Origin of the sequence: Tissierella sp. MB52-C2 (assembly GCF_030931715.1) — a bacterium.
Classification (GTDB): Bacteria; Bacillota; Clostridia; order Tissierellales; family Tissierellaceae; genus Tissierella.
Window position 1 is genome coordinate 3,768,623 of the sequence record NZ_CP133261.1, and the last position, 24,222, is coordinate 3,792,844.

The 24,222-nt window shown below is 31.1% G+C and carries 22 protein-coding genes; 17 read left to right on the plus strand and 5 right to left on the minus strand.

What is annotated here, in order from left to right; genetic code table 11:
- Position 1 precedes the first annotated feature (1 nt).
- Positions 2-979 carry a diaminopimelate dehydrogenase gene (locus tag RBU61_RS18865; RefSeq protein ID WP_308877224.1) on the minus strand — a complete coding sequence of 326 codons (978 nt, stop codon included), beginning with the start codon at positions 977-979 and terminating at the stop codon, positions 2-4.
- 143 nt (positions 980-1,122) lie between these two features.
- Here RBU61_RS18865 and RBU61_RS18870 point away from each other — a divergent pair, with 143 nt between their 5' ends.
- Positions 1,123-2,421 (plus strand): glutamate-cysteine ligase family protein, encoded by a 1,299-nt coding sequence (locus tag RBU61_RS18870; protein ID WP_308877225.1) that lies wholly within the window; start codon positions 1,123-1,125, stop codon positions 2,419-2,421.
- Complete coding sequence (locus tag RBU61_RS18875; protein WP_308877226.1) at positions 2,421-3,746, plus strand: glutathionylspermidine synthase family protein; 1,326 nt, start codon at positions 2,421-2,423, stop codon at positions 3,744-3,746. The genes RBU61_RS18870 and RBU61_RS18875 overlap by 1 nt, the downstream gene beginning before the upstream one ends.
- 47 nt (positions 3,747-3,793) lie before the next feature.
- On the opposite strand, the gene RBU61_RS18880 is transcribed toward RBU61_RS18875, so the two are convergent.
- Together RBU61_RS18880 and RBU61_RS18885 are read right to left on the minus strand one after the other, a co-directional pair.
- The gene (locus RBU61_RS18880; protein WP_308877227.1) at positions 3,794-4,288 is read right to left on the minus strand and encodes a ferritin family protein; all 495 of its coding nucleotides are present in this window, start codon (positions 4,286-4,288) and stop codon (positions 3,794-3,796) included.
- A gap of 44 nt (positions 4,289-4,332) precedes the next feature.
- Entirely contained in the window at positions 4,333-4,752 is a 420-nt protein-coding gene (locus tag RBU61_RS18885) for a Fur family transcriptional regulator (RefSeq protein ID WP_308877228.1), read from the minus strand.
- A gap of 215 nt (positions 4,753-4,967) precedes the next feature.
- Here RBU61_RS18885 and RBU61_RS18890 point away from each other — a divergent pair, with 215 nt between their 5' ends.
- From RBU61_RS18890 to rsgA, 4 genes are all read left to right on the plus strand, one after another.
- On the plus strand, positions 4,968-5,336 hold the full coding sequence (locus RBU61_RS18890; protein ID WP_308877229.1) for a GntR family transcriptional regulator: 369 nt from the start codon (positions 4,968-4,970) through the stop codon (positions 5,334-5,336).
- A 1-nt stretch (position 5,337) separates the two neighbouring features.
- Entirely contained in the window at positions 5,338-6,228 is an 891-nt protein-coding gene (locus RBU61_RS18895; RefSeq protein WP_308877230.1) for an ABC transporter ATP-binding protein, read from the plus strand.
- A complete protein-coding gene (locus RBU61_RS18900; RefSeq protein ID WP_308877231.1) occupies positions 6,215-6,958 on the plus strand; it encodes a hypothetical protein in 744 nt (247 codons plus the stop codon). Before RBU61_RS18895 ends, RBU61_RS18900 begins: the two co-directional genes overlap by 14 nt.
- A 472-nt stretch (positions 6,959-7,430) precedes the next feature.
- Positions 7,431-8,465, plus strand: coding sequence for a ribosome small subunit-dependent GTPase A (rsgA, locus tag RBU61_RS18905; protein WP_308877232.1), 1,035 nt, complete (start codon positions 7,431-7,433; stop codon positions 8,463-8,465).
- Positions 8,466-8,492: 27 nt separating this feature from the next.
- Here rsgA and RBU61_RS18910 read toward each other — a convergent pair whose 3' ends face one another.
- A complete protein-coding gene (locus RBU61_RS18910; RefSeq protein ID WP_308877233.1) occupies positions 8,493-8,846 on the minus strand; it encodes a GNAT family N-acetyltransferase in 354 nt (117 codons plus the stop codon).
- A gap of 507 nt (positions 8,847-9,353) precedes the next feature.
- On the opposite strand from RBU61_RS18910, the gene RBU61_RS18915 reads away from it, so the two are divergent.
- From RBU61_RS18915 to RBU61_RS18965, 11 genes are all read left to right on the plus strand, one after another.
- Positions 9,354-10,754 carry a sigma 54-interacting transcriptional regulator gene (locus RBU61_RS18915; protein ID WP_308877234.1) on the plus strand — a complete coding sequence of 467 codons (1,401 nt, stop codon included), beginning with the start codon at positions 9,354-9,356 and terminating at the stop codon, positions 10,752-10,754.
- A 405-nt stretch (positions 10,755-11,159) separates the two neighbouring features.
- On the plus strand, positions 11,160-12,458 hold the full coding sequence (prdC, locus tag RBU61_RS18920) for a proline reductase-associated electron transfer protein PrdC (RefSeq protein WP_308877235.1): 1,299 nt from the start codon (positions 11,160-11,162) through the stop codon (positions 12,456-12,458).
- A 20-nt stretch (positions 12,459-12,478) separates the two neighbouring features.
- Positions 12,479-14,524, plus strand: a complete 2,046-nt coding sequence (gene prdA / locus RBU61_RS18925) for a D-proline reductase (dithiol) proprotein PrdA (RefSeq protein WP_308877236.1) — start codon at positions 12,479-12,481, stop codon at positions 14,522-14,524.
- Positions 14,525-14,543: 19 nt separating this feature from the next.
- Positions 14,544-14,789: a CBO2463/CBO2479 domain-containing protein gene (locus RBU61_RS18930; RefSeq protein WP_308877237.1), complete on the plus strand. Its 246-nt coding sequence runs from the start codon at positions 14,544-14,546 to the stop codon at positions 14,787-14,789.
- Positions 14,790-14,792: 3 nt separating this feature from the next.
- Positions 14,793-15,512: a D-proline reductase (dithiol) protein PrdB gene (prdB, locus tag RBU61_RS18935; protein ID WP_308877238.1), complete on the plus strand. Its 720-nt coding sequence runs from the start codon at positions 14,793-14,795 to the stop codon at positions 15,510-15,512.
- 50 nt (positions 15,513-15,562) lie between these two features.
- Positions 15,563-16,570 carry a proline racemase gene (locus RBU61_RS18940; RefSeq protein ID WP_308877239.1) on the plus strand — a complete coding sequence of 336 codons (1,008 nt, stop codon included), beginning with the start codon at positions 15,563-15,565 and terminating at the stop codon, positions 16,568-16,570.
- 133 nt (positions 16,571-16,703) lie between these two features.
- On the plus strand, positions 16,704-17,126 hold the full coding sequence (locus tag RBU61_RS18945; protein ID WP_308877240.1) for a DMT family transporter: 423 nt from the start codon (positions 16,704-16,706) through the stop codon (positions 17,124-17,126).
- A 13-nt stretch (positions 17,127-17,139) separates the two neighbouring features.
- On the plus strand, positions 17,140-17,583 hold the full coding sequence (locus RBU61_RS18950) for a DMT family transporter (RefSeq protein WP_308877242.1): 444 nt from the start codon (positions 17,140-17,142) through the stop codon (positions 17,581-17,583).
- Positions 17,584-17,612: 29 nt separating this feature from the next.
- Entirely contained in the window at positions 17,613-18,995 is a 1,383-nt protein-coding gene (gene trkA, locus RBU61_RS18955) for a Trk system potassium transporter TrkA (RefSeq protein ID WP_308879846.1), read from the plus strand.
- Entirely contained in the window at positions 18,961-20,409 is a 1,449-nt protein-coding gene (locus RBU61_RS18960) for a TrkH family potassium uptake protein (RefSeq protein WP_308877243.1), read from the plus strand. Before trkA ends, RBU61_RS18960 begins: the two co-directional genes overlap by 35 nt.
- Before the next feature lie 47 nt (positions 20,410-20,456).
- Entirely contained in the window at positions 20,457-20,951 is a 495-nt protein-coding gene (locus tag RBU61_RS18965; protein WP_308877244.1) for a phosphatase PAP2 family protein, read from the plus strand.
- 89 nt (positions 20,952-21,040) lie between these two features.
- On the opposite strand, the gene RBU61_RS18970 is transcribed toward RBU61_RS18965, so the two are convergent.
- Positions 21,041-24,064 carry a DUF4183 domain-containing protein gene (locus tag RBU61_RS18970; RefSeq protein WP_308877245.1) on the minus strand — a complete coding sequence of 1,008 codons (3,024 nt, stop codon included), beginning with the start codon at positions 24,062-24,064 and terminating at the stop codon, positions 21,041-21,043.
- Positions 24,065-24,222 lie beyond the last annotated feature (158 nt).

Sequence of the window (24,222 nt, forward strand, 5' to 3'; positions counted from 1 at the left end):
ATTACAACAATTCCTTCCTCAGATCTTCCATTGATTTAGGAGACAAATATCCTAAAGGAATATCAAATATGGTTATTGCTCCTATTTTTTCCTCTAAAGACATTCTATAAACTGCCCTAGCATAAGCTACCAACACAGATGAAGTAAATTCTGGGTTGCTATCAAGAGTAAGATTAAACTCAATTTTTTGTTTATGTCCTACACCTGTATTTCCCGCTCTAATGACAAATCCACCATGGGGCATTTCATTATGAGTTTTGTTGAATTCTTCCTCTGATATAAAAAATACAGATGTATCATAGCCAGCAAAGTAATTTGGCATAGTCTTTATTTCTTTTTCTATTCTACCTTTATCTTCATTGTCTTCACATACTACATAGCATATTCTTTTATGTCTGCTGCAAACTGGAGCATCTAAAACTTCACAATTTCTAACCTTTTCTAAAGCTTCTTTAACTGGTACGGTATATTGTACTCCAAGTTTTACACCTTTAACCCTTCTAATTGCATCTGAATGACCTTGACTTAAACCTTCTCCCCAAAAAGTGTAATCCCTACCATTTGGTAAAATACATTGACCTAGTAATCTATTAAGAGAAAAAAGCCCAGGATCCCATCCTACAGATATAAGACTTAATTTCTTATTATTGTATGCCACATTATTGATCCTCTCAAAGTATTCAGGAATTCTTCCATGGTTATCAAAACTATCTACAGTGTTAAAATGTTTTGCTATCATCGGTGCTTGTTCATCCAGGTCTACTAAAGATCCTCCACATAGTATCATAACATCAATCTTATCTTTAAATTCTAATATATCAGAGATATGTACTACATTAGAATTTGTATTCAACATATCAGGCTTTCGTCTTGTAAATATGGCCACAAGGTCCATATCAGGATTTTCTCTGATGGCTAATTCAGCTCCTTGGCCTAAATTTCCATATCCTACTATTCCTATTCTAATTTTCTCAACCATTGGGCACCTCCAAATAAATCTTTAATATTAAGATTATATCATTTATTCATGGATATTCTAATAGTATTATTATATTATTAGAATTAGAATAAATGGGTATTAATATTCAAGAGAATAATTAGGACCTAAAGGGAGAGGAGTAAATGGATTATAATAGACAAATACAAGAAATAGTTGAATATTTTATAGATGGAGAAAAAGATATAGAGGATTTTAGAGTTGGAGTTGAATTTGAACATTTTATAGTAGACAGACACACTTTAAAGACTATTTCCTATTATGGCGAAAATGGCATAGCTGAGACATTGCATGAGTTGGAAAAGAATGGTTGGATAGGAAGCTATGAAAATGAATATATTCTTGGGCTAAATAAAGGAAACAAAACTATAACCTTAGAGCCGGGAAGTCAGTTTGAACTTAGTATAGAAGCTAGAAAGAATATAAAAGAAATTGAAGAAGAATATTTAGAATTCCTAGAAGAAATTACTCCAATACTCCAAAAGAAAAACCAAGGATTAATGGCAGTGTCATATCATCCCGAAACTAAAATAGAAGATATAAAACTTTTACCAAAGGGCAGATATGATATTATGTTTAATTACTTTAAGACTAAGGGAAAATATGCTCATAATATGATGAAGGGTACAGGGGCATTACAAATAGCCATAGACTATAAATCGGAGGAAGATTATAGAAGGAAGTTTAGAGTAGCAAATGGATTGGCTCCAGTATTATATGCTTTATTTGACAACGGATTTTATTTTGAAGGAGACAAATGGAATAAATACAACTTGAGAACTGATGTGTGGAATAATTGTGATAATGATAGATCAGGAGTAGTAGAGCATGCTTTAGATAATGATTACGGATATAAAAAATATGCCGAATATATACTCAACAGACCACCTATATTTATAATGAAAGGTACGGAAGCAATACCAACTGGCGACAAGCTGGTAAAAGAACTTTTTGATCCAGAAGATTATAAAAAAGAAGAATTAGAACACCTATTGACTATGTTTTTTCCAGATGTACGAACTAAGGGATATATAGAAATTAGAATGATGGATTCAGTGCCATATCCATTAAGTTTTGCTGCAATAGCTTTAATCAAAGGAATATTCTATAATGAAGAAAACTTAAATAAAGTGTATGATTATATTAAGGATATAACTATGGAGGATGTAAATAAGTCTAAGGCAGATATTATAGAAAATGGATTAAAAGGTAGATTAAAGGATAAAACTGTATTAGAAATAGGTAAATTTTTAGTGGAGTTAGCACAGAAAGGCTTAGATAAAGACGAAGTTAAATATTTGTTGCCGCTCGAAGAAATGATTTTATCAGGAACTAACCCCTATGGAATTACAAAGGAAAAATCGGAATTAGGAAAGAAAGAATCTTTAAATTGGTGTTTGATTAATAATATTGAGGTGATGTAATGAACTGGAAGGAAGTAAATGATAATTATATAGACCTGATTAAATCTAATCCAGAAAAATATGAAAAAAATTATAGATTAACAATGGAAAAGGTGGCAAACTCTACTGCAATATATAAGGGTAAACCAGTACCTTTCCTTTATCATCCCATGTTTTATACTGAAAAGGATATAGAAAACTTTAATAAAATTGGAAATACGCTTATGTCCATAACTAATAAGGTAACTAATAGATATTTGGAGTCTAAGGAATTTAGAGAAAAATTTGAATTCAGTCCTCTATTAGAAGAACTTATTTTGGTGGATAATGGCTATGATATAAATGTTCCCATAGGGAGATTTGACCTTTTCTATAAAGATGAAGATAATTTTAAGTTTTGTGAATTAAATACAGATGGCTCTTCTGCCATGAATGAAGATAATACCATAGGAAATATATTGCTTCAAACAGAAGGGCTAAAGGATTTTTCTAAGAAGTATAATCTATCTCTATTTGAATTAATAGATAGATGGGTTGATGATAGTATTAGTATATTTAAACAGTGGAATGAAGAAATAGAAAAGCCTAATGTAGCCATAGTAGATTTTACTGAGAGTGGTACATCTAAGGAGTTTGAAGTATTCAAAGCGGCTTTTACAAAGAAAGGATATAATACTATAATTGCAGATCCTAGGGACTTAAAATATAGAGATGGAGGACTATATTTTGAAGACTCTAAAATAGATATGGTATATAGAAGAATTGTTACATTTGAATTAATTGAAAAGGCAGATGAAATACCAGATTTTATTGAAGCATATAAGAACAAAGCTTTCTGCTCCATAGGCTCCATTAGATCTCAAGTGGTACACAATAAGATAATATTTAAGATATTACATGATGAAGATACATTGGAATTTTTATCGGAGGAAGAAATAGAATTTGTAAAGAAACACATACCTATTACTGGATTATTTAAAGGAGATATAAGTGTTTATGATGAGGTTTTAAATAATAAAGACAAATATATAATGAAACCTTTAGATCTAAATGCTTCTCAAGGAGTATATGCAGGCAGAGATTTAACACAAGAGCAATGGAAGGAAAGATTAGATCAATCCTTTAATAAAGACTATCTATATCAAGAATTCTTTATACCTTTCACTAGGGAGCATATTATATTTGAAGATAAAAAGATAAAAGTAGAAGACTTTAGATCCATAGTTGGTCTTTTTATGTACAAGGAAAGATTTGCTGGAATTTATACTAGGATAGGAAAAAACAATATAATATCTGGAGTTACTGATTATTATACTCTACCTAATATTTTAGTAAAAAATATATAAAAAATACCCTCATTTTAAATTTAAAATGAGGGTATTTTTTTATCTAATTAATATTTAATAAATTTTGAACCAGGTACATTACAAATATTACATTTTTCTGGTACAAACTTTTCGATGTTTCCACAAACAGGACATAGATAGTAGAAAACTTCTTCTTCGTTATCTAGGTTTTCTAAAGCTTCTTTATATAATTCTGCGTGAACTTTTTCAGCTTCCATAGCATAAGTAAATGTTTGTACTGCAGCTTTATTACCTTCAGCTTCAGCGATTTCTACAAAAGGTGGATACATAGTTTCGAATTCAAAAGTTTCACCGTTTACTCCATCTTCAAGGTTTTCAGCTGTTGTTCCAATATTACCTGCTACTTTGAAGTGTCTAAGAGCATGAATAGTTTCAGCATCAGCAGCAGCTTTAAATAATTTTGCAGCATTTGTTTTTCCTTCTGTCTCTGCCTTTTCTGAATAAGCTAAGTACTTTCTATTTGCTTGAGATTCTCCAGCAAATGCTTCCATAAGATTTTTAATAGTTTTGTTGTTCTCCATTTTTTCTCCTCCATTTTTTATAATTATATTTAAAATTATTTAACCTACATAGTTTTATTACAACTTGAACATAAGCCCTTAAAATACATATCCTTATTATGAATTTTGAAGTTATTCAATCCAGCTATTGCCATTGAATCGAAATCTATATCAAAATCAAATATTTTTTTACAAGAAGTACATTTAAAATGTCCATGATCGTTAGTATTACCATCATATCGAGCTTCATTGTCCTCTATAGTTAGGACTTTTACTAAGTTACTATCTGCTAAGGCATTTAATGTGTTATAAATAGTTGTTTTTGATAATGTGGGAATTTCTTTTTGTAAATCTTTGTAAATCTCATCAACAGTAGGATGAGTTTTATTATTATTTATATATTCTAAAACCTTTAGCCTCTGATGAGAGAGACGAATATTTTTATTCTTTAACTCATTTACTAAATCTTCAAAGGTTCCATTCATAGATTTCACATCCTTTATATAAGACTATAATGCTATACTTAAAAGTAACAATTGCTAAGTTGTAATGATTATAAGTTTATTATAGTCATGAATATATCTAATGTCAAGAGAAATTTTATAATATTTTTAAAATCTATTGACAAAAAACAAAAAAGCCCATATACTTAATTACATAACTAACTAACCGTTCAACTGATGAACATGGAGGTGTTAAATTGTTAGATCTAAATTCAGATAAATCTATTTACGTGCAGATAGCAGAAATAATAGAAAATGATATTTTGATGGGTCACTTAAAAGAAGAAGAGCAATCACCTTCTACAAACCAATTTGCAAAGATTTATCAAATAAATCCAGCTACAGCTGGAAAAGGACTAAATATCTTAGTTGATGAAGGAATTTTGTATAAGAAAAGAGGTATTGGTATGTTTGTAGCAGAAGGTGCTAGAAAGAAGATAATTAAGAAAAGACAAGGATCATTCTTTAAAGAAATATTACCAGATATAATGGTAGAGGCCAGTAGGCTTGAAATAACAAAGGAAGAAATTGTAGAATTTATTAAAGAATATAAGGGAGGGGAATAGTGTGATTGAAGTAAAAAAATTAAATAAATCCTATGGAAGAAGTAAAGTTCTTACAGACGTTGATTTAACTCTTGAAGAAAATAAGATTTATGGGTTACTTGGAAGAAATGGAGTGGGTAAGACTACACTATTAAATTTAATATCTGGTCAAATTCTAAAAGACCATGGAGAAATAAAATTAGATGGATATGAAATATTTGAAAACTCCAGCGCCATGGAAGAAATATGTTTAGTTAAGAACTTTCCAGAATCTATTAAGGAAAGAAAGGTAAAAGATATATTGGCATTGGCCAGTATAATATATAAGAATTGGGATGAAGAATATAAAGATTATCTAATTAAGGAATTCAATTTAAATACAAAGAAAAAACTGATGAAGCTATCAACAGGAAATAAAACTATTGTGGGATTAATTATAGGTCTTGCTTCAAGAGCAAGGTTCACCATGTTTGATGAGCCCACACTAGGTTTAGATGCAGCCATGAGATATAAGTTCTATCAATTACTTTTAGAAGACTATGAAAAAAATCCAAGGACAATAATCATATCAACTCACTTAATAGATGAAGTAGCTAACGTATTTGAAGAGGTCATCATTCTAAATAATGAAAAAGTTGCATTAAAAGATGAGGTAAGTAAACTTAAAGAAAAATCTTACTTCTTATCTGGTCGTAAAGATGTAATAGACCAGGTTACAGATAATAAAAAGGTAATTCACAGAGAGGAATTTGGCTCCACTAATATAGTAGGTATATATGGAGAGTTTACCGAGGAAGAATTGAAATATATAAGAAATAATAATATTGAAATAAGTAATATACCGCTTCAAAAACTATTCATATATCTTACTGAAAATATTATGAAGGAGGAAAATTCAAATGGATTCAACTAAAAGGATATTTAAATTTCAAAATCGTGATTTGAAAAAATCTATAGGCGCATTTTGGTTAATTATATTAATAATTAATTTACTGTCCAGTATATTGTCTATATCCTATAACGGTAATATTGTATATGGACTTAATGCAAAGGGTGGAGAGTCAATTTCATTTATAGGTGCAAATATGGTGTCTATATTTATTTATATAATAATATATGGGATTATTATGTATTATGAAGACTTTGCACTCGCTCTTAGTTTTGGAGCCACAAGAAAAGATTTCTATAAGTCTGCCATAGTAAATAATATTCTAGTAGCTTTAATCTTTGGAATTATCCAAGGTGGGTTACATCTTATTGAAAAATATTTCTTTAAAGTTTCAGGATATAAGTTAATGACAGAATTCGGTATATTTAATATTGCAACAGATAATATATTATTTATAATATTGTCTTTGTCAGTATTCTTTCTAGCATTATTCTCTATCTCTAATCTTCTAGGAGTTTTACAATATAGATTTGGATATAAACTTTGGATAGGAGTTGGGGTAATGGCTTTCTTGGGATTAAACTTGGCTAGAATTTCTATTTCTATTAAGACAATTAAAATGTTTTCAAATATGTATTTATGGCTTTATTCAATATTTAACGTAGGATCTGTATTTATAATTGAAGTGATTTTAAGTGTTATTTGTTATACTTTGGGATACTTCCTTATAAGAAAGGCCAGTATTGGAAAATAAAGCCAGCTACAATATAAGAATTACAATAAACCAGAGATAAAACTATATCCCTGGTTTAATTTATTAACCATAAGAATATAAAAATATTAATAAGTACAAGCCATATACTTGACAATGGTATTTTTCATCTATATACTTGAATTATATAAATAGTGAGGAGTTGATGGAATATGATAATAATGACAATGGTGAAACTTAAATAAAATCAAATATTGGCCAAGGAATAGGTAGTTGATGCTATGTTTTTTTGCTATGCAACAAACCTTGTGCCGTAGAAATCAACCTTTCACATCTACTGAAAATTTAATAATTAGATAGTATTACCGTAGATATCCATGGATGGTTTTGTCTACGGTATTTTTGTGCCCATTTTTAATAAATTGAAAGGAGTGGGGTTTTATGAAACTAAGTGTAAATTTAAATATTAAATATATAAAGATTAACGGAAAATCAATGAATTTGGAGGAATTACATGACAAATAATATGGACAATTATGGATTTACAGATTACTTTAAAAATCAAATAGAATTAATTAATGAAGATAAAGATGATCTTATACCAGCGAGAATAACTGAAGTACACAAAGAAATGTATACAATAATCTATGATAATATAGAAAAAAGAGCAAGGCTTAAAGGATCTATATTTTACAATGATAAACATAGCATATATCCAGCTGTAGGTGATTTTGTTTTAGTTAAAGGAAATCCTTATGGAGAAGATATAATTCACTATGTATTAGAGAGAAAAAGTAAATTTTCTAGATATGATTCCCATTATGAAAAAGAACAGATGGTTGCTGCTAATTTTGACCATGTATTTATAATCTCATCTTTAAACTATGATTTTAATATAAAGCGAATTGAGAGGTATCTTGCCATTGCATGGGAAAGTGGAGCAAACCCAGCGATAGTTTTAACTAAGTCAGATTTAGTTGACGATACTGAAGAATATAGTTCACAGATAGATAATATTGCCATAGGACTACCAATTTTCTATATTAGTTCAGTTACTGGAGAAGGTATAGATGAATTGAGGAAGTATCTTAAACCAAAGGAAACCATAGTATTTCTAGGTTCATCAGGTGTGGGTAAATCTTCTTTAGTAAATGCTCTTGCTGGAAAAGAGATAATGAAGGTTAATGATATTAGAGAAGATGATAGTAAAGGTAGACATACTACAACCCATAGACAATTAATTACATTAAGTAATGGGACTATGATAATAGATACACCTGGAATGCGAGAACTTGCACTTTGGAATACTCAAGATGGACTAGATACTACATTTTCGGAGATAGAAGAATTAAGTAGATTATGTAAATTTAAAGACTGTAGCCATAATAAGGAGCCAGGCTGTGCAATTAAATCCGCATTGACAACAGGAGAACTTAGTCATGATAGGTGGGATAACTATATAAAGCTTCAGAAAGAAGCTAAGTTTGCTGCAAAGAAAGAACAATTAAATCTTAAAAAGAAGGAAAAATTACTAAGAAAAAGATCATAAAGTAAAACCAGCTATTTTTAGCTGGTTTTATTGATAAATGACTTCATTGACAAGCTGCCTCTTATATAAATTTAAATGATTTAAATCTAAATACATATAATTTGAATTGGTTTTCATTTCTACAAATCCTAGAGATGAATAGAAATGCTTTAAATGTTTAACAGCTATATCTCTTTCTTCCTTACTCATGGACTCCATAGAATCATATTCTAAGTCCTCAGTAATAGGGTCGGGGAAAAGTCCTATATATCTAACATTGTTGTTTACAAATAAGTCTATATTCTTCTCAAAAGTATCTAAAACCTGCCTTCCAACACCACTACCTCTATATTCTGGGTAAATGAAAAAACGGTCTAGGTGATAAATGTTTTCACATCTCATTTTATAGCATGATGTCTCTTTAATTAAACTATTACAAATGTCAAAAGTTTCTTCATCATATTGATGAAGAAAAGAAATAATATTATCTAATTGCTTATCATTGTAAAGCTTACATAAGTTGAAAAAATGTCCTTTTAATTCACCTATAGCAGTTTCTCTACCATTTATTACTTCGAAAATATCTAAAAATACTTCTTTTGTATAAGGGTTATACTCATGAGATAATTTGAGGTTTTCCCTTAGATAAATAGTAAAGTCATAATCAGCATCTGGGTCTTCACTATCCGTTTCGATAATCCCAACTCCCTTAATTTATTAATGTCATTTTACATAAAATATAAGATAATTCATATCTCACCGCCCTTAATATTATTATACCCAAAATATTATAAAAAGCTAAAATTCTATTTGATTTATTTTAATCCAAATATAATAATTCCATGGAATATAAGTACATTAAGATTTATTTATGATACAATTATATATAAAAATAAATAACCTAAGTAGGTGATTAAGCTGACAGAACATTATATTGGAGAAATAGAACTTCAATTAAGGCTCATACTTGGAAATCTTCATGAAGCAGTATGTGTAATAAATACATCAGGAATTGTTACTTTTTGGAATTTTAGCTCTGAGAAGCTATATAATATAAAAGCTAAGGAAATTGTAGGTAATCATATTGAAAAATTCTTCAAAGATCCCATACTTTTAAGGGCATTAAAAGAAAAAAAGACATTCCAAAATCTTAAGCATAATCCAAAAGGAGAGACGGATGTAATCCTATCTGCTATACCTCTTATATATAAGGGAGAATTAATAGGTGCTGTATCTACAGATCGAGATTTAAATGAAATTACAAATTTATATATGGAATTAGATAGGGAAAAAACAAAGGTAGAGATATTAAAACAGCAAATGAAGGAAATTACTCAAGATAAATACTTCTTTGGCAAAATTATCGGAAAATCTAAGGCATTAATAGATGCCATGACCATAGCTAAACAAGTGGCTAAGACTGATGCCAGTGTACTTATAACTGGAGAAAGTGGAACAGGTAAAGAAGTATTTTCTAGGTCGATACATGAAGAAAGTGAAAGAAAAGGAGACTTTATTCCTGTTAATTGTAGTGCAATACCATCTAATCTATTGGAATCAGAATTATTTGGTTATATAGAAGGTGCATTTACAGGGGCATATAAAAAGGGGAGACCAGGAAAATTTGAATTGGCTAATGGAGGGACTTTATTTCTAGATGAAATAGGAGATATGCCATTACTGATGCAGGCAAAACTTTTAAGAGTTTTACAAGATGGTATTGTATATAGGGTAGGAAGCGGTAAACCTATAAAAGTTGATGTGAGAATAATCGCTGCCACTAATAAGGATTTACACAAACTGATGGAGAATGGTGAATTCAGAGAAGACTTATACTATAGACTAAATGTAGTGACCATATCTATCCCACCTCTTAGAGAGCGAAAAGAAGATATTCCAGAGCTTATAAAAGATTTTTTATTGGAGTTTTCAAAGAAAAACAATAAGGAAAATCTATATATAACAGGAGATGCCATGAAGGTATTGACAGATTATCCTTGGAAAGGAAATATAAGGGAACTTAAAAATACTATTGAAAGGTTAGTTATTCTATCTCAAGACAATGAAATCGAGACTAAGGATATTCCAATAGAAATAATCAATAGTACAAATGTAACATCTTTTATAGATTTAGATAGGAAGATTCCCTTTGACTTTAAAGGAGCAGTAGAAGAATTTGAAAAGAATATAATTATAAATGCATTGGAAAAAACTAAGGGAAACAAGGTACAGGCAGCAGAATTGCTAAATATAAAAAGATCAACTTTATATTATAAATTGAATTTATATGGTTTGACTAAGTATCTCTAATATTATATATTGGGGTGTCAATAAAATGACATTGGTGTATCAAAAATTGACATTAATTATTCTGTAATGATAGATGTAGCAATACCAATGCTTTGAACTATAAATAATATGAATATTAGAACTTAATTAGATTTATCTATAATAAAAAATTAAATATAAGACCTATTTATGTCAACAATCTGACATAAATAGGTCTTAATTATAAAATCACGGTTATAAATGCTAAAATATTAACAAACAAATAAGGAATTAAACGAAAAAACATATAACTGAAACCTTGTAAAATACAGATTTATAGTAATTGTAACAAGTAAATAAGAAAAAGATTATAACTTTCTCTAAAGTTGGTCTGATAATTGCATATATAATAAGTGGACAATAATTTGTTAGTAGGAGGATGAAGTTATGGAGTTATATGTAATTCCTTTAAAGCAGCATATAGGTGCTCCTTGTACACCTGTAGTAAATATGGGAGATGAAATAAAGAGGGGACAATGTATAGCAGAGCCTAATGGTCTTGGTGCTAAGATACATACAAGTGTGTCTGGAAAAGTTATAAAAATAACAGAAGAACATATAGAAATTGAAGCAGAAGATCTAGACAATAAGGATTATATAAAAATAAAGAAATGCAATAGTATAGTAGAAACAGCTTATGAGGCAGGTATAGTGGGAGCAGGTGGAGCAGGTTTTCCAACTCATATAAAGTTGCAATCTGAAATTCCAGATGGATATATTATTGCAAATTGCATAGAATGTGAACCAATTTTAAACCATAATATAAGACTTTTAGAAGAAAATCCTGAAATAGTGTTAAAAGGCATAAGATATGCCATGGAAGCTACAAAAGCACCAAAGGGATATATAGCGATAAAGGCTAAAAATAAAAAAGCTATAGATTCATTGAGAAAAGCTATTGGCGATAAAGATGATGTAGAAGTAAAAGAATTAAGGGATATGTATCCAATGGGAGAAGAAAGAGCTATAATCTATGAGATATTTGGTGCTTGGCTAGAGCCTACTCAGCTTCCAATAGAGGCAAAATGTGTAGTGATGAATGGAGAGACTTTGGCGAATTTAACAAGGGCTGTTGAAGATTTAAAGCCTGTAATAGATAAGGACATTACCATAGGTGGAAAGCTTAAAAGCGGGAAAGAATCAAATGTGTTTTTCCAAATGCCTATAGGTACTCCAATAAAGAAACTTATAGAACAATGTGGTGGAATTGATGGAGATTTTGGAGAAGTAATAATTGGAGGTCCATATACAGGAAAGGCTTCTGATCTTGAGAGAGCTGTAGTCACAAAGACATCTGGCGGTGCCATAGTTACCATACCTTTACCAGAATTTGAAGGACCCCTAGGATTATTGGTATGTGCCTGTGGTGCAGATGAAACTAGACTTAGAGATATAGCAGGAAAGATGAAGTCTCAAGTAGTAGCAGTTACAAAGTGTAAGAACCTTGTGGAAATACGAGGTGCAAATAAATGTCTAACGCCAGGACATTGCCCAGGGCAGGTTCAAGGTATAATGGACTTAAAGAAAAATGGTGCAAAAAGAGTTCTAATTTCTAATTGCAGTGATTGTACAAATACTGTAATGGCTTGTGCACCTAAAATGGGAGTAGGTGTATATCACCATACAGATCATATATTTAGAACTGTAGACCATGAATTATCTAGAAGACTTCCAGTGGAAGAATAAATCATTGAAGGAGGATCAAAATGGCAATAAGTGCTGAATTAGCAGAAAAACTAAAGAATGAAGTTGCTGTAGTATGTTGTAGAGTCGAAGCTGGAACTATAATATCAGCAAGTAATCTTGAGGATCCAGGAATATTTCCTGATCTTGTAGACTCTGGGTTATTAACTATACCAGAAACACCAGTAAAGATTGGAGAGGCTATAGGAGCAAAAGTATTAAAAACTATAGATTCACTAACACCATTAACTCCAGAAATACTAGAGGGAATGAAGACTTTAGAATCAGAAGTTAAAAATATAGAATTGGATAATGGAAATGAAAAGGCAGTATTTAAAAATAATATGAAAGCTGGAGATATAATAACAGCAGAGGATCTGGAGAATCCTATGAACTTTGAGAAACTAGAGGATTCATTGCTTATTAAACTTGATGATAAAGTACTTACTAGGGAAGAAGTCATAGGAAAGAAATTATCTAAAGATACTCCTGCTTTAACTCCAGTAACAAAAGAAGTCCTAGAAGGATTTGATGCCCAAGAATCTACACCGGCTATATCTACTGGAAATGGCGGAGTAATTAAAATTAAAATTGCAGAGGGTAAGGGTATAGACATTGAGGTTCCAATATTTGGACTATCTACACCTGTAGTAGAGGCTAAAGAAACTATAAAGGACATAGTTGTAGAAGAACCTAAGAAAAAACCTGAGAAAATAGTTAGAAAACTAGTTAAAAGACATTTTAATATAACAGAAGTAAAGTTTGGTGAAGAAACTAAGATTGAAGGAACAACTCTATATATCAGAGAAAATATTGGGGAAGATGCAGTAAAGGTAGATAAATTAGTTAAGAATATTAAAGTTGAAATAATCACACCTGATAAATACAATACTTATTCTGAAACCATAATGGATATTCAGCCAATAGCTACGAAAGAAGAAGGAGGCAAATTAGGACAAGGTTTTACTAGAGTCCTTGATGGAGTAATTATGATGGTAACAGGTACTGATGAAAATGGAGTCCAAATAGGTGAGTTTGGTTCATCAGAAGGAATTCTTGAAGAAAATATAATGTGGAATAGACCAGGGGCTCCAGATAAGGGAGATATATTTATTAAGACTGAAGTTACAATAAAGGCTAATACAAACATGGAAAGACCAGGACCGTTGGCAGCTCATAAAGCTTCAGATTTCATTACTCAAGAAATAAGAGAAGTCCTAAAGACTTTGGATGAATGCTTAGTAGTTAATGAAGAAGAATTTGTTCAGAAAAGAAGACCAGATAAGAAAAAAGTAGTAATAGTTAAGGAAATCATGGGACAAGGAGCAATGCATGATAATTTAATTCTTCCTGTTGAACCAGTTGGAATATTAGGAGCTAAGCCTAATGTTGACCTTGGAAATGTTCCAATAGTTTGTTCACCTTTAGAAATACTAGATGGGGCTATTCATGCTCTTACTTGTATAGGACCTGCTACAAAGGAATGTTCAAGACATTACTTTAGGGAGCCTCTTGTAATAGAAGCTCTAAGAGATGAGGAAGTGGACTTATGTGGAGTTGTACTAGTAGGTAGTCCTCAAATCAACTCTGAGAAATTCTATGTATCAGAGAGAGTAGGTATGACGGTAGAGGCCATGGATGCTGATGGTGCAGTAGTTACTACAGAAGGATTTGGAAACAACCATATCGACTTTGCAAGTCATATTGAGCAAATAGGAATGAGGGGAACTCCAGTAGTTGGAGCATCTTTCTGTGCTGTACAAGGTGCTTTGGTAGTTGGAAATCAGTATATGACTCATATGATAGACCTTAACAAAACAGAGGCAGGAATTGAAAATGAAATACTTTCCTGTAACACTTTAACTCATGATGATGCACTTAGAATATTAGCAATGTTAAAATCAGCTATGGCAGGAGAAGAAGTTAAAGCTCCTGAAAGAAAATGGAACAAGGATATAAAAGAGAACAATTTACAATTAATAGAGAAGGCGACGAATAAGAAAATAGCAAGACCAGATAATGAAACTTCTTTACCTATGAGTGAGAAGAGAAGAAAGAAATATAGTTAATATAAAATAAGGTGAAATTATGAAATACACTGATAATGCTAGGTATATGGAAGGAATTATAGTTGAAATAAGCGATGGTGCTGTAAGTATAGATTTTAAAGGCAGAATGGGATTTTTAAAAATTCCCATGAGAATGTTAATTACAGACTATCCCTTACAAGTAGGTCAAGAAGTGGGTTTGAGTATGAGTTATGTGGAAGTTTTAAAAGAAGAACCTAATGAAAAATATATAAGTAATTTAAGTAAAAAAGATAAGGAGGTATAAAGTATGACAGTAATAAAAGGATTACAATCAGAAATATTTGTACCAATTACACCACCTCCAGTATGGACTCCTGTAACTAAGGAATTAAAGGATATGGTAGTTGCTTTAGTTACAGCAGCTGGTGTTCATGAAAAGACAGATGAAAGATTTAACTTAGCAGGAGATTTTACTTTTAGAAAAGTTAAAGATACTACTCCATCACAGGAATTAATGGTATCCCATGGTGGATATGATAATGGAGATGTAAATAAAGATATTAACTGTATGTTTCCTATAGATAGATTACACGAACTTGCAAAGGATGGAATTATAAAATCAGTAGCTCCAGTACACGTTGGATTCATGGGTGGTGGAGGAAATCAGGAAAAGTTTAAAAATGAGACAGGTCCAGAGATTGCAAAGATACTCAAGGAAGAAGGAGTAGATGCTGTACTGTTAACAGCTGGATGAGGTACTTGCCACCGCTCTGCCGTGATTGTGCAGAGAGCGATTGAGGAAGCAGGTATACCAACTATTATAATAGCTGCTCTTCCTCCAGTAGTAAGACAGAATGGTACTCCAAGGGCAGTTGCACCATTAGTACCAATGGGAGCAAATGCAGGAGCTCCACACGATACAGAGATGCAGTATAATATCTGTAAGGAATCTTTACAAAAACTAGTAGAAATAGATTCACCAGGTAAAATAGTTCCACTGCCATATGAATATATTGCAAAGGTTTAGAGGCTTATGCCTTTAAACCTTTCTAACCATAATTTCCAGGAGGGAAAAAGATGAATTTTTCAAAGAGTTTACAAGCTATAGATTCTCATACTATGGGAGAGGCAACTAGAATAGTAACTGGTGGATTGCCTGTTATACCAGGAAGTACTATGTCGGAGAAAAAAGAGTATTTAGAGAAAAATTTAGATTACATAAGAACAGCCTTAATGCATGAACCAAGAGGGCATAAAGATATGTTTGGTGCAATTATTGCTGCACCTACTTTAGAAGAAGCTGACTTAGGTATAATATTTATGGATAGTGGCGGATATTTAAATATGTGTGGTCATGGAACCATGGGTACAGCCACAGTTGCAGTAGAAACAGGTATGGTAAATGTAACTGAGCCTTTTACAGATATAGTATTAGAGGCTCCAGCTGGATTGGTTAAAGCAAAGGTGAAAGTAGAAAACGGAAAAGCTAAAGAGGTTTCAGTAGTAAATGTCCCTTCGTTTTTATATAAAAAAGATATTCAAGTAGAATTACCAGGAGTAGGCAAAGTAACCTTTGATATTTCCTTTGGTGGAAGCTTTTTCGCCATAGTAAGAGATAGTGAACTAGGTGTGGAAATAAATACGAAGGATATAAATATATTAGCTGAAAGAGCAATGAAGTTAAGGGAAATAATAAATGAGGAAATAAAAGTAGAGCATCCAACTAAGAAGCATATAAAGACTGTAGACTTAGTTGAAGTCTATGGAGAACCTAAGAGTGAAGATGCTGATTATCAAAATGTAGTTATATTTGGAAGTGGACAAGTAGATAGATCACCTTGTGGAACAGGAACTAGTGCTAAGCTAGCCACGTTGTATGCTAAGGGTGAATTAGGATTAAATGAACCCTTTGTATATGAAAGTATTATAAATACTAAATTTAAAGGAAGAGTTCTTGAAGAAACTACAGTAGGTGAATTTAAAGCTATTATTCCAGAAATAACAGGATCATCCTTTATAACGGGATTTAATCATTTTGTAATTGATGAAGATGATCCAGTTAAATATGGTTTTGTTTTAAAATAAATAGATTTGAAGAAATGTTCTTTTTCCATAACTATATATAGTTATGGGGAAAGAACATTTATATTATTTAAGAAAATCTATATATAAATATAATTATTTCTGATACAATAAATTGGAATAAGGAGGTAGACAGATGTATAGATTTTATGCAATTTTTATAGGTGTTTTGATTACCATAATGGTAACATTCAATGGAACACTAGATAGTTATTTAGGTAATTATCTATCTATATTGGTAATTCATATAGTTGGACTTACGGCGATTTTAGGTATTTTAATATTTAAAAAGATTAAGCCTGTGTTTAAGAAGGAAGTACCTTTATATCTATATAGTGGTGGAGCTATTGGAGTTTTGTTAGTATTAGCAAATAATATAAGTTTTTCTGCTTTGGGAGCTTCTTTAACTTTAGCACTGGGAGTTTTTGGACAATTAATATTATCTTCAGCTATTGATCATTATGGACTAATGGGTATGGATACTTATAAGTTTCATAAGAAAAAAATTGTAGGTTTTGGAATTATATTAGTTGGAATCATTATAATGACCATATATTAAGGAGATTAAAAATATGATATATATAATATTAGCAATAATTGGAGGATTTCTCACTATATTATCAATGGTAGTAAACGCCAGTTTAGCAAAGAGAATCGGAGTATTCCAAGGAGCATTTATCAACTACATAGGAGGATTAATAGTTACTCTGCTTATAACCATGGGATTAAGAGAATACTTACATATGGAAAGCTTAGCCAACATACCTTTTTATGCGTTTTTAGGCGGTGCTTTGGGAGTTGTCATTGTGGCCAGCTCAAATGTTATAATCCCTAAGATACCAACTATATATAGTACTCTATTGATTTTTATAGGACAAATATTTACAGGAATAATTATAGACTACTTAAGACTAAGCCATGTTTCAAAGGGGAAAATAATAGGCGGATTAATTGTAGTATTAGGTATACTATATAATTCCAATGTGGACAAAAAACAATTAGTAGATGAAAGGTAGATAAACGAGGGGTGAAAATTGTGAAGATAATGGTAATAGGGGCAGGGAAGCTTGGATATAAATTGGCAGAAACTATGGTGCTAGAAGATATAGATGTTACAGTAATTGACTACAATCCAAGGGTAATAGATTTTGTAAATGAACATTTAGATGTTCTGACTGTTTTAGGGAATGGTATTGATATAAATATTCTAAAAGAATTGGGCATAGAAACATATAATATTTTAGTAGCTTCAACGGATAGTGATGAAACCAATACTTTAATATGTTCATTAGGAAAGAAATTGGGATGTCAAAGAACCATAGCACGTATTAGAAATCCTGAATATATGCAGCAGATAGACTTTATAAAGAAGGAAATGGGAATTGATAATATTATTAATCCAGATTTTTCTACGGCTCAAGTCATAGAAAAATATTTACTAAAAAGCTATAATTTTTATTCAGGAGATTTTGCCAGTGGAAAGGTTCAAATGATTGATTTTAATATTGAACATATGAAGGACTTTGTGGGTAAGAAACTAATGGAATTGGAGAATTTTGAAGGATTGCTTATTACAGCCATATCTAGAGATGGTAATATAATAATTCCAGATGGAACCACAAGGCTTATTGATAATGATATAATTCATGTCATAGGGAAAAATTCTGATATAAATAATTTAAATGATAGATTTACTAAGGATATAACTAAAAAGGAAATAGAAAATGTAATGATACTTGGAGGAAGTAATATTGGATATTATCTTGCAGAAAAATTATCTAAGGCTCATATATCTGTTACATTAATAGAAAAGGATAAGGAAAGATGTCAGGAGTTATCAGAGGTTTTAGGAGATGTACTTATTATTCATGGAGATGGTGCAGATATACACTTACTGGAGGAAGAAAGAATATCTTCCATGGATGCCTTTGTAGGAACCACAGGCTATGATGAAGAAAACTTACTTATGGCATTAATGGCTAAGCAAGCAGGGGTTCCTAAAACCATATCAAAGATTAGTAGAGAAAACTATACTAAGATAATAGATAGACTGGGAGTAGACGCTGCCTTTAATCCAATCTATATTACTGCAAGTAATATATTGAAATATATTCGTGGTGGCAAAATAGTATCTGTATCACTACTAATTGGTGGAGATGGAGAAGTAACAGAAATAATTATAGGAAAAGATCTTCCTATAGTAGGAAAGACTTTAGAAGAGTTGAAACTACCTAAAGGTATAATAATTGGAGCTATAGTTCATGGGGGAAAAGTTATAATACCTAATGGAAAAACTGTAATAAATGCTAATGACAGAATAGTAGTATTTTGTCTAAAGGAAGACTTACCAACCTTGAAGATGTTCTTTAAGACCCATAAGGGAGGCGTATTAAGTGAATTATGGAATCGTACTAAGGGTATTAGGTAGTATATTAATATTAGAGTCGGCACTTATGGTACCATCTTTACTTATATCCTTATATACAAATCAAGGGGATAAAGTGCCTTTTCTAATAACAATACTAATAACATCCATAATTGGATTTATTTTATTGAGAAAGAGAAATCAAAATAAACATATTAGTGCCAGGGAAGGTTTGGCAATTGTATCTTTAGGCTGGTTTTTAATATCATTATTTGGTGCATTGCCTCTATATCTATCGGAAAGTACTCCAACTTATATAGACGCATTTTTTGAAATAGTATCTGGATTTACAACAACTGGTGCCACAGTAATAGCAGATGTAGAAGTATTACCTATGGGGATTTTATTCTGGCGTTCTTTAACTCACTGGATAGGTGGTATGGGGATATTGGTATTTACTTTGGCATTGTTACCAGCTTTAGGTATAGGGGCATTCCAAATATTTAAGGCAGAAAGTCCAGGACCTATTGCAGGAAAAATAGCACCAAGAATAAGAGATACTGCTAAAATTCTTTATGGTACTTATTTTGCTATTACAATAATTCAGGTGATATTTTTAAAATTTGGAGGCATGTCTTTATTTGATTCTTTAGTATATACCTTTGGTACAGTAGGTACAGGTGGATTCGCTACTAAAAATGCCAGTGTAGGAGCTTATAATAGTACTTATATTCATTTAGTAATAGGTAGTTTCATGGTACTTTCAGGTGTGAATTTTTCTCTGTATTATTCCTTGTTTAAAGGAAAATGGAGAGATGTTCTAAAAGATGAAGAATTAAGACTTTATTTTATAATTGTAGGGGTAGCAGTATTATCTATTGCCATTAATTTATATAGTACAGTTTACTCAAATCTAGGATTAGCCTTTAGAGACTCCTTTTTTCAAGTAGGATCTATTATGACTACAACAGGATATTCCACAGCTAACTTTGATATTTGGCCAACCTTTAGTAAGGCTATCTTACTATTACTTATGTTTATAGGAGCCAGTGCAGGTTCTACTGCTGGTGGTATGAAGGTTATTAGAATACTTATTATGTTGAAGTTAATTAAACGAGAAATATTGAAAATATTTCATCCTAGAGCTATGAAGCCAGTTAAATTAAACGATAAAATACTTCCCAATGAAACCATAGCAGGTATCAATAGTTTTATAGGGTTATATATTATTATATTTGCATTATCTACTATTTTAGTATCCTTAGAAGGTGTAGATTTGGAAAGTGCAGCTAGTTCAGTGGCTGCGACTCTAGGGAATATTGGGCCGGGTCTAGGATTTGTAGGACCTACTAGTACATTTTTTGGATATAGTCAAATTTCAAAGGCATTTTTCTCTTTTCTTATGCTTTTAGGTAGGCTTGAGTTATTTACCATAATAGCATTACTTGCACCAAGGAACTGGAGACGAGAAATATAGAAGAAGTCCTAACTATAGATAAATATTAAATGAAAGTTGGTGATATTATGAATGAGAATACATATGCAAAGATTACAAAGCTAATATATAGTCATAAATATGGACCACAAATACTTAAGGCAATTAATAATAGTACAGTCATATTAGTATATTGCTTGTATCTGATTCTTCTTATGATATTAGCATATAACCATGACGCTAGATTTTGGAGAGTGTTATTGACACCTGGTATTTCTTTTGTGTTAGTAAGTATTTTTAGAAAAGTTTTTAATGCATCTAGGCCTTATGAAGTACTAAATATAGATTCTATTATTAAAAAGGATACTAAGGGAAAATCTTTTCCATCTCGTCATGTATTCTCTATCTTTGTAATTTCAACAGCCTTTTATTATATTCTGCCTCCTATGGGAGTTGTTTTGATGTTCTTAGGGATATTATTGGCATTAGCTAGAGTTTTAGGCGGAGTACATTTCCCTAGAGATGTAATAGCAGGAGCTATAATAGGAATATTATCGGGAACAATAGGATTTACTTTATTTTAGCTAGGGATGGTTTAAACCATCCCTTTCTACTGGAATAGAAGCAGAAACTTTCCATTAATAAGTTTCAAAAAAAGTTAAATCTAATTCTTCTATAAAAATAAAGAAATAAATTGTATAGAGATAGGAACTCCTTCAATAGGTGGATATTCTACTTCTAATAGAAGAAGACCCTTTTTAATTATATAATTGATACTTGGCTGGATGACTCCGTTTATAAAAAGATTTTCATAAGAAGTATGCTGGGGGTCAAGAATTCCCTTATTTCCATACATAATTAATTCATCTTCATTTGTATAAATTTTCCCTCCGTTGGAAACGGTGTTATACTGATAAAGTTCTGCTTTTAGAAGCTGGTGATTTTCATCATTTATTATTAAATATTCAAGAATAATAGGCACTTCATTTCTAGGAGGCTCTACTAATTTAAGAGTTATAAGACCTGTTTCTACCGCATAGTTGATTTTAGGTTGTAATACTCCATTAATATAAAGATTATAGAAGGAGACTTCATCTGGATTAGGTATGCCGCTGTTACCATATATTATTAGTTCATCATAATTTGTAAATTCTTTTTTAATTCCATCGGAAACCGTATTATATTGATACCTTTCTCCTTTAAGAATACCACTTCTTTTGTTGCTAAGAGAACCTGTGATTTCTGCCACCATTACAATAGCACTATTAGAATTTAAGGTTCCAATATCCCAGATAATCTGGTTGTTTTGTTGAGAGATGGTACCTTGAGTAAGGCTGATAATATTAAAATCAACTAAATCATCCAATAGTAAAGTATCTGTCACAAAAATATTACTAACTGGACCATATCCATTATTGACTATTTTAATTTCTATTCTCCAAGTATTTATAGTATTGAAATTGACTGCTACAGGTCCTGATGTAATATATTTTTTAATAGTTAGATTACCAAATATATTGGGACATTGATTATCTTTACTGGTTTTTATTTGCTTGCTCTGACCAAATGGCTTATTTTGTAATGGAAAAAAATCGGGAAAATCTTTAAATTTAAAAATATCACAGACATAATTCTCATTGAATTCTTGACAATTGCAAGGATCAGGGAGAGATTTAAGACTAGGTATTAACATTTGTACCTTTCCTGTTGCTTTGATAACGATAAATACACCTACTGGAAAGTTTAATTGACTATTTAATTTAATAGGTTCTTGTAAAAGTTTGGAGCTGGTTTCTACTATAATATCAAATGAAAACTCATCTCTTGATTCTGGCATAAACATGATAATATCTTTAGATATATTGGGAAGATAACCTTTGATTATAGTATTATTTGTAGTGATTATTTCAAATGGTATTTTTAATAGAAATCTAACTCTCTTAAAATTTAGTTTACCTACTATATCAGTAATTATTAGACTGTCTTCTATAATAAATCCCGATTTAAATAAAATACTCTTGAAGGTATTGTCACCGATACCTACTTTAATAGCTTCAAAGCAAACTTTTTGTTGATATTGAGAGAAAACTTTGCGGACAATGGCGCATGTATTTTTAAAATCATTGATATAGTCAATAACTTTAATAGATGCCCCAGAAGATATGTCTGATAATATGCAAGAATCTGGACTTAGACCTGAAGCAATAGCCCTACTGAGAGAATGTAACCCAGCATTATTGAAAAGACCTTCGATTTCAAAAATAGCAGTTAAGGTTTCCCCAGGAGAGAGTTCTTCAATATTCCATATAATAGAGTCATGAGATATGGAAATTTGACCGGAATTTATAAATAGAGTACGGATATAGTTAATCTCATCAAGCAGAATATAATCTGCTACAATGATATTTTTTAAAATATCATTTGTTAGATTGGTGATTTTAAGAGAAAACTTCCATTTCCTAAAATTGCCTAAGAATCCAACCAAAGGTTTACTTAATAGGATATTTTGTAGTAACAATTGCCTTTTTACCGGATTTGAAGCTGGATACACAATGATTTGAAAATCCTGCGAAGGATTTGTAAATATTTTACCGGAATTTATACTCCCAACCCCTAGAGCGGTATCTAAGCTTCTAAATCCATCTAGAGCAAATGAACCGATTATATCTATTACGATGATGGCGTTTTCTGATTTTTTTAGTATATCAATTTCCCAAAGGATTTCATTGTTCTTTAAATAAGCAGTTCCATGGGATATATTTACGATTTTAATATTATGAATAGTATCAATAAGTAATGTATCTGTTACCAAAATATTAAATACATTATCATCACTAAGATTAGATAACTTTATTTCTACTCTCCATGTGTTAGTTTCTTTAATATTTACTTTTATGGGACCTGATGTAATGGCTGTGATAATATCTAATCCTTTACCAACATCTATTGAGTTTCCACCAATAATATTGGTTGTTATGGGACCTAGAATAGTATTTCCAGTTGATAGACCGCTACTAATAAATCGGATACCACTAGCATTGAAGAAACCTTCTACCCTAAAAATTGCGGTAGCAGATTCACCTGTATTTAAAATATCTATATTCCAGGTAATAACCTTATTGTCTATAAGGATATTTCCATGAGACGGAGAGAAACTTTCTACATTTAATATAGAGTCCAGCAGAATATTATTTGTTACAACAATATTATTAATAGGAATATTGCTTATATTACTTATTGTCAGCCTGGATTCCCAAATGGCTGTAAGACCTGTGGGAATAGATTCAGGTCCAGATATAATAGCTTTTTCTAGTTTTAAATAAGAATCCACAGTATTTTCAATGCTAATATCCATATCTGTTACGGGGCCTATAGAGATATGTCCTGAAGGTAAGATACCTTCAGCTATGGCAGAATTAAGCTTAGTAGATACTTTATTTCTAAAGGTAACAAAATTAATAATTATAGTAGAATCCTTTAAAGGAACATCTTCAGTTTTAAGAGTAAGAAGGCCTTGTTCAATTTCATAGTTAATCCTTGGCTGCAATACCCCATTGATAAACAAGCTATAATAAGAGACCTCATTAGGGTTAAGAATACCCCTGTTTCCATATTCCGTTAACTCGTCATTATTGGTGTAAATTTTCTTTATACCATCGGATAGGGCGGTATATTGATAAACATCTGCTTTAAACACAATCATCACTCCAAAGATAAATATATTTTAGCCTTCCATCAATGAGTTCCGAAAAAGGGTTATCTTAATTAGAAGCCATTCTTATTATTCTATGTATGTAATAGGAAATAGGTTCCTTATTATAGATATAGAAATTGTAAAGATAAAGGATGTGCAAA

Excerpts from the sequence above, each read along its gene's own strand:
- RBU61_RS18885 (WP_308877228.1), bottom strand. The coding sequence starts at position 4,752 with ATGAATGGAACCTTTGAAGATTTAGTAAATGAGTTAAAGAATAAAAAT.
- RBU61_RS18940 (WP_308877239.1), top strand. The coding sequence starts at position 15,563 with ATGAATTTTTCAAAGAGTTTACAAGCTATAGATTCTCATACTATGGGA.
- RBU61_RS18965 (WP_308877244.1), top strand. The coding sequence starts at position 20,457 with ATGAATGAGAATACATATGCAAAGATTACAAAGCTAATATATAGTCAT.
- RBU61_RS18870 (WP_308877225.1), top strand. The coding sequence starts at position 1,123 with ATGGATTATAATAGACAAATACAAGAAATAGTTGAATATTTTATAGAT.
- prdC (WP_308877235.1), top strand. The coding sequence starts at position 11,160 with ATGGAGTTATATGTAATTCCTTTAAAGCAGCATATAGGTGCTCCTTGT.
- RBU61_RS18900 (WP_308877231.1), top strand. The coding sequence starts at position 6,215 with ATGGATTCAACTAAAAGGATATTTAAATTTCAAAATCGTGATTTGAAA.
- rsgA (WP_308877232.1), top strand. The coding sequence starts at position 7,431 with ATGACAAATAATATGGACAATTATGGATTTACAGATTACTTTAAAAAT.
- RBU61_RS18950 (WP_308877242.1), top strand. The coding sequence starts at position 17,140 with ATGATATATATAATATTAGCAATAATTGGAGGATTTCTCACTATATTA.
- RBU61_RS18880 (WP_308877227.1), bottom strand. The coding sequence starts at position 4,288 with ATGGAGAACAACAAAACTATTAAAAATCTTATGGAAGCATTTGCTGGA.
- trkA (WP_308879846.1), top strand. The coding sequence starts at position 17,613 with ATGGTAATAGGGGCAGGGAAGCTTGGATATAAATTGGCAGAAACTATG.
- RBU61_RS18875 (WP_308877226.1), top strand. The coding sequence starts at position 2,421 with ATGAACTGGAAGGAAGTAAATGATAATTATATAGACCTGATTAAATCT.
- prdA (WP_308877236.1), top strand. The coding sequence starts at position 12,479 with ATGGCAATAAGTGCTGAATTAGCAGAAAAACTAAAGAATGAAGTTGCT.
- RBU61_RS18945 (WP_308877240.1), top strand. The coding sequence starts at position 16,704 with ATGTATAGATTTTATGCAATTTTTATAGGTGTTTTGATTACCATAATG.
- RBU61_RS18865 (WP_308877224.1), bottom strand. The coding sequence starts at position 979 with ATGGTTGAGAAAATTAGAATAGGAATAGTAGGATATGGAAATTTAGGC.
- RBU61_RS18930 (WP_308877237.1), top strand. The coding sequence starts at position 14,544 with ATGAAATACACTGATAATGCTAGGTATATGGAAGGAATTATAGTTGAA.
- RBU61_RS18910 (WP_308877233.1), bottom strand. The coding sequence starts at position 8,846 with ATGAGATGTGAAAACATTTATCACCTAGACCGTTTTTTCATTTACCCA.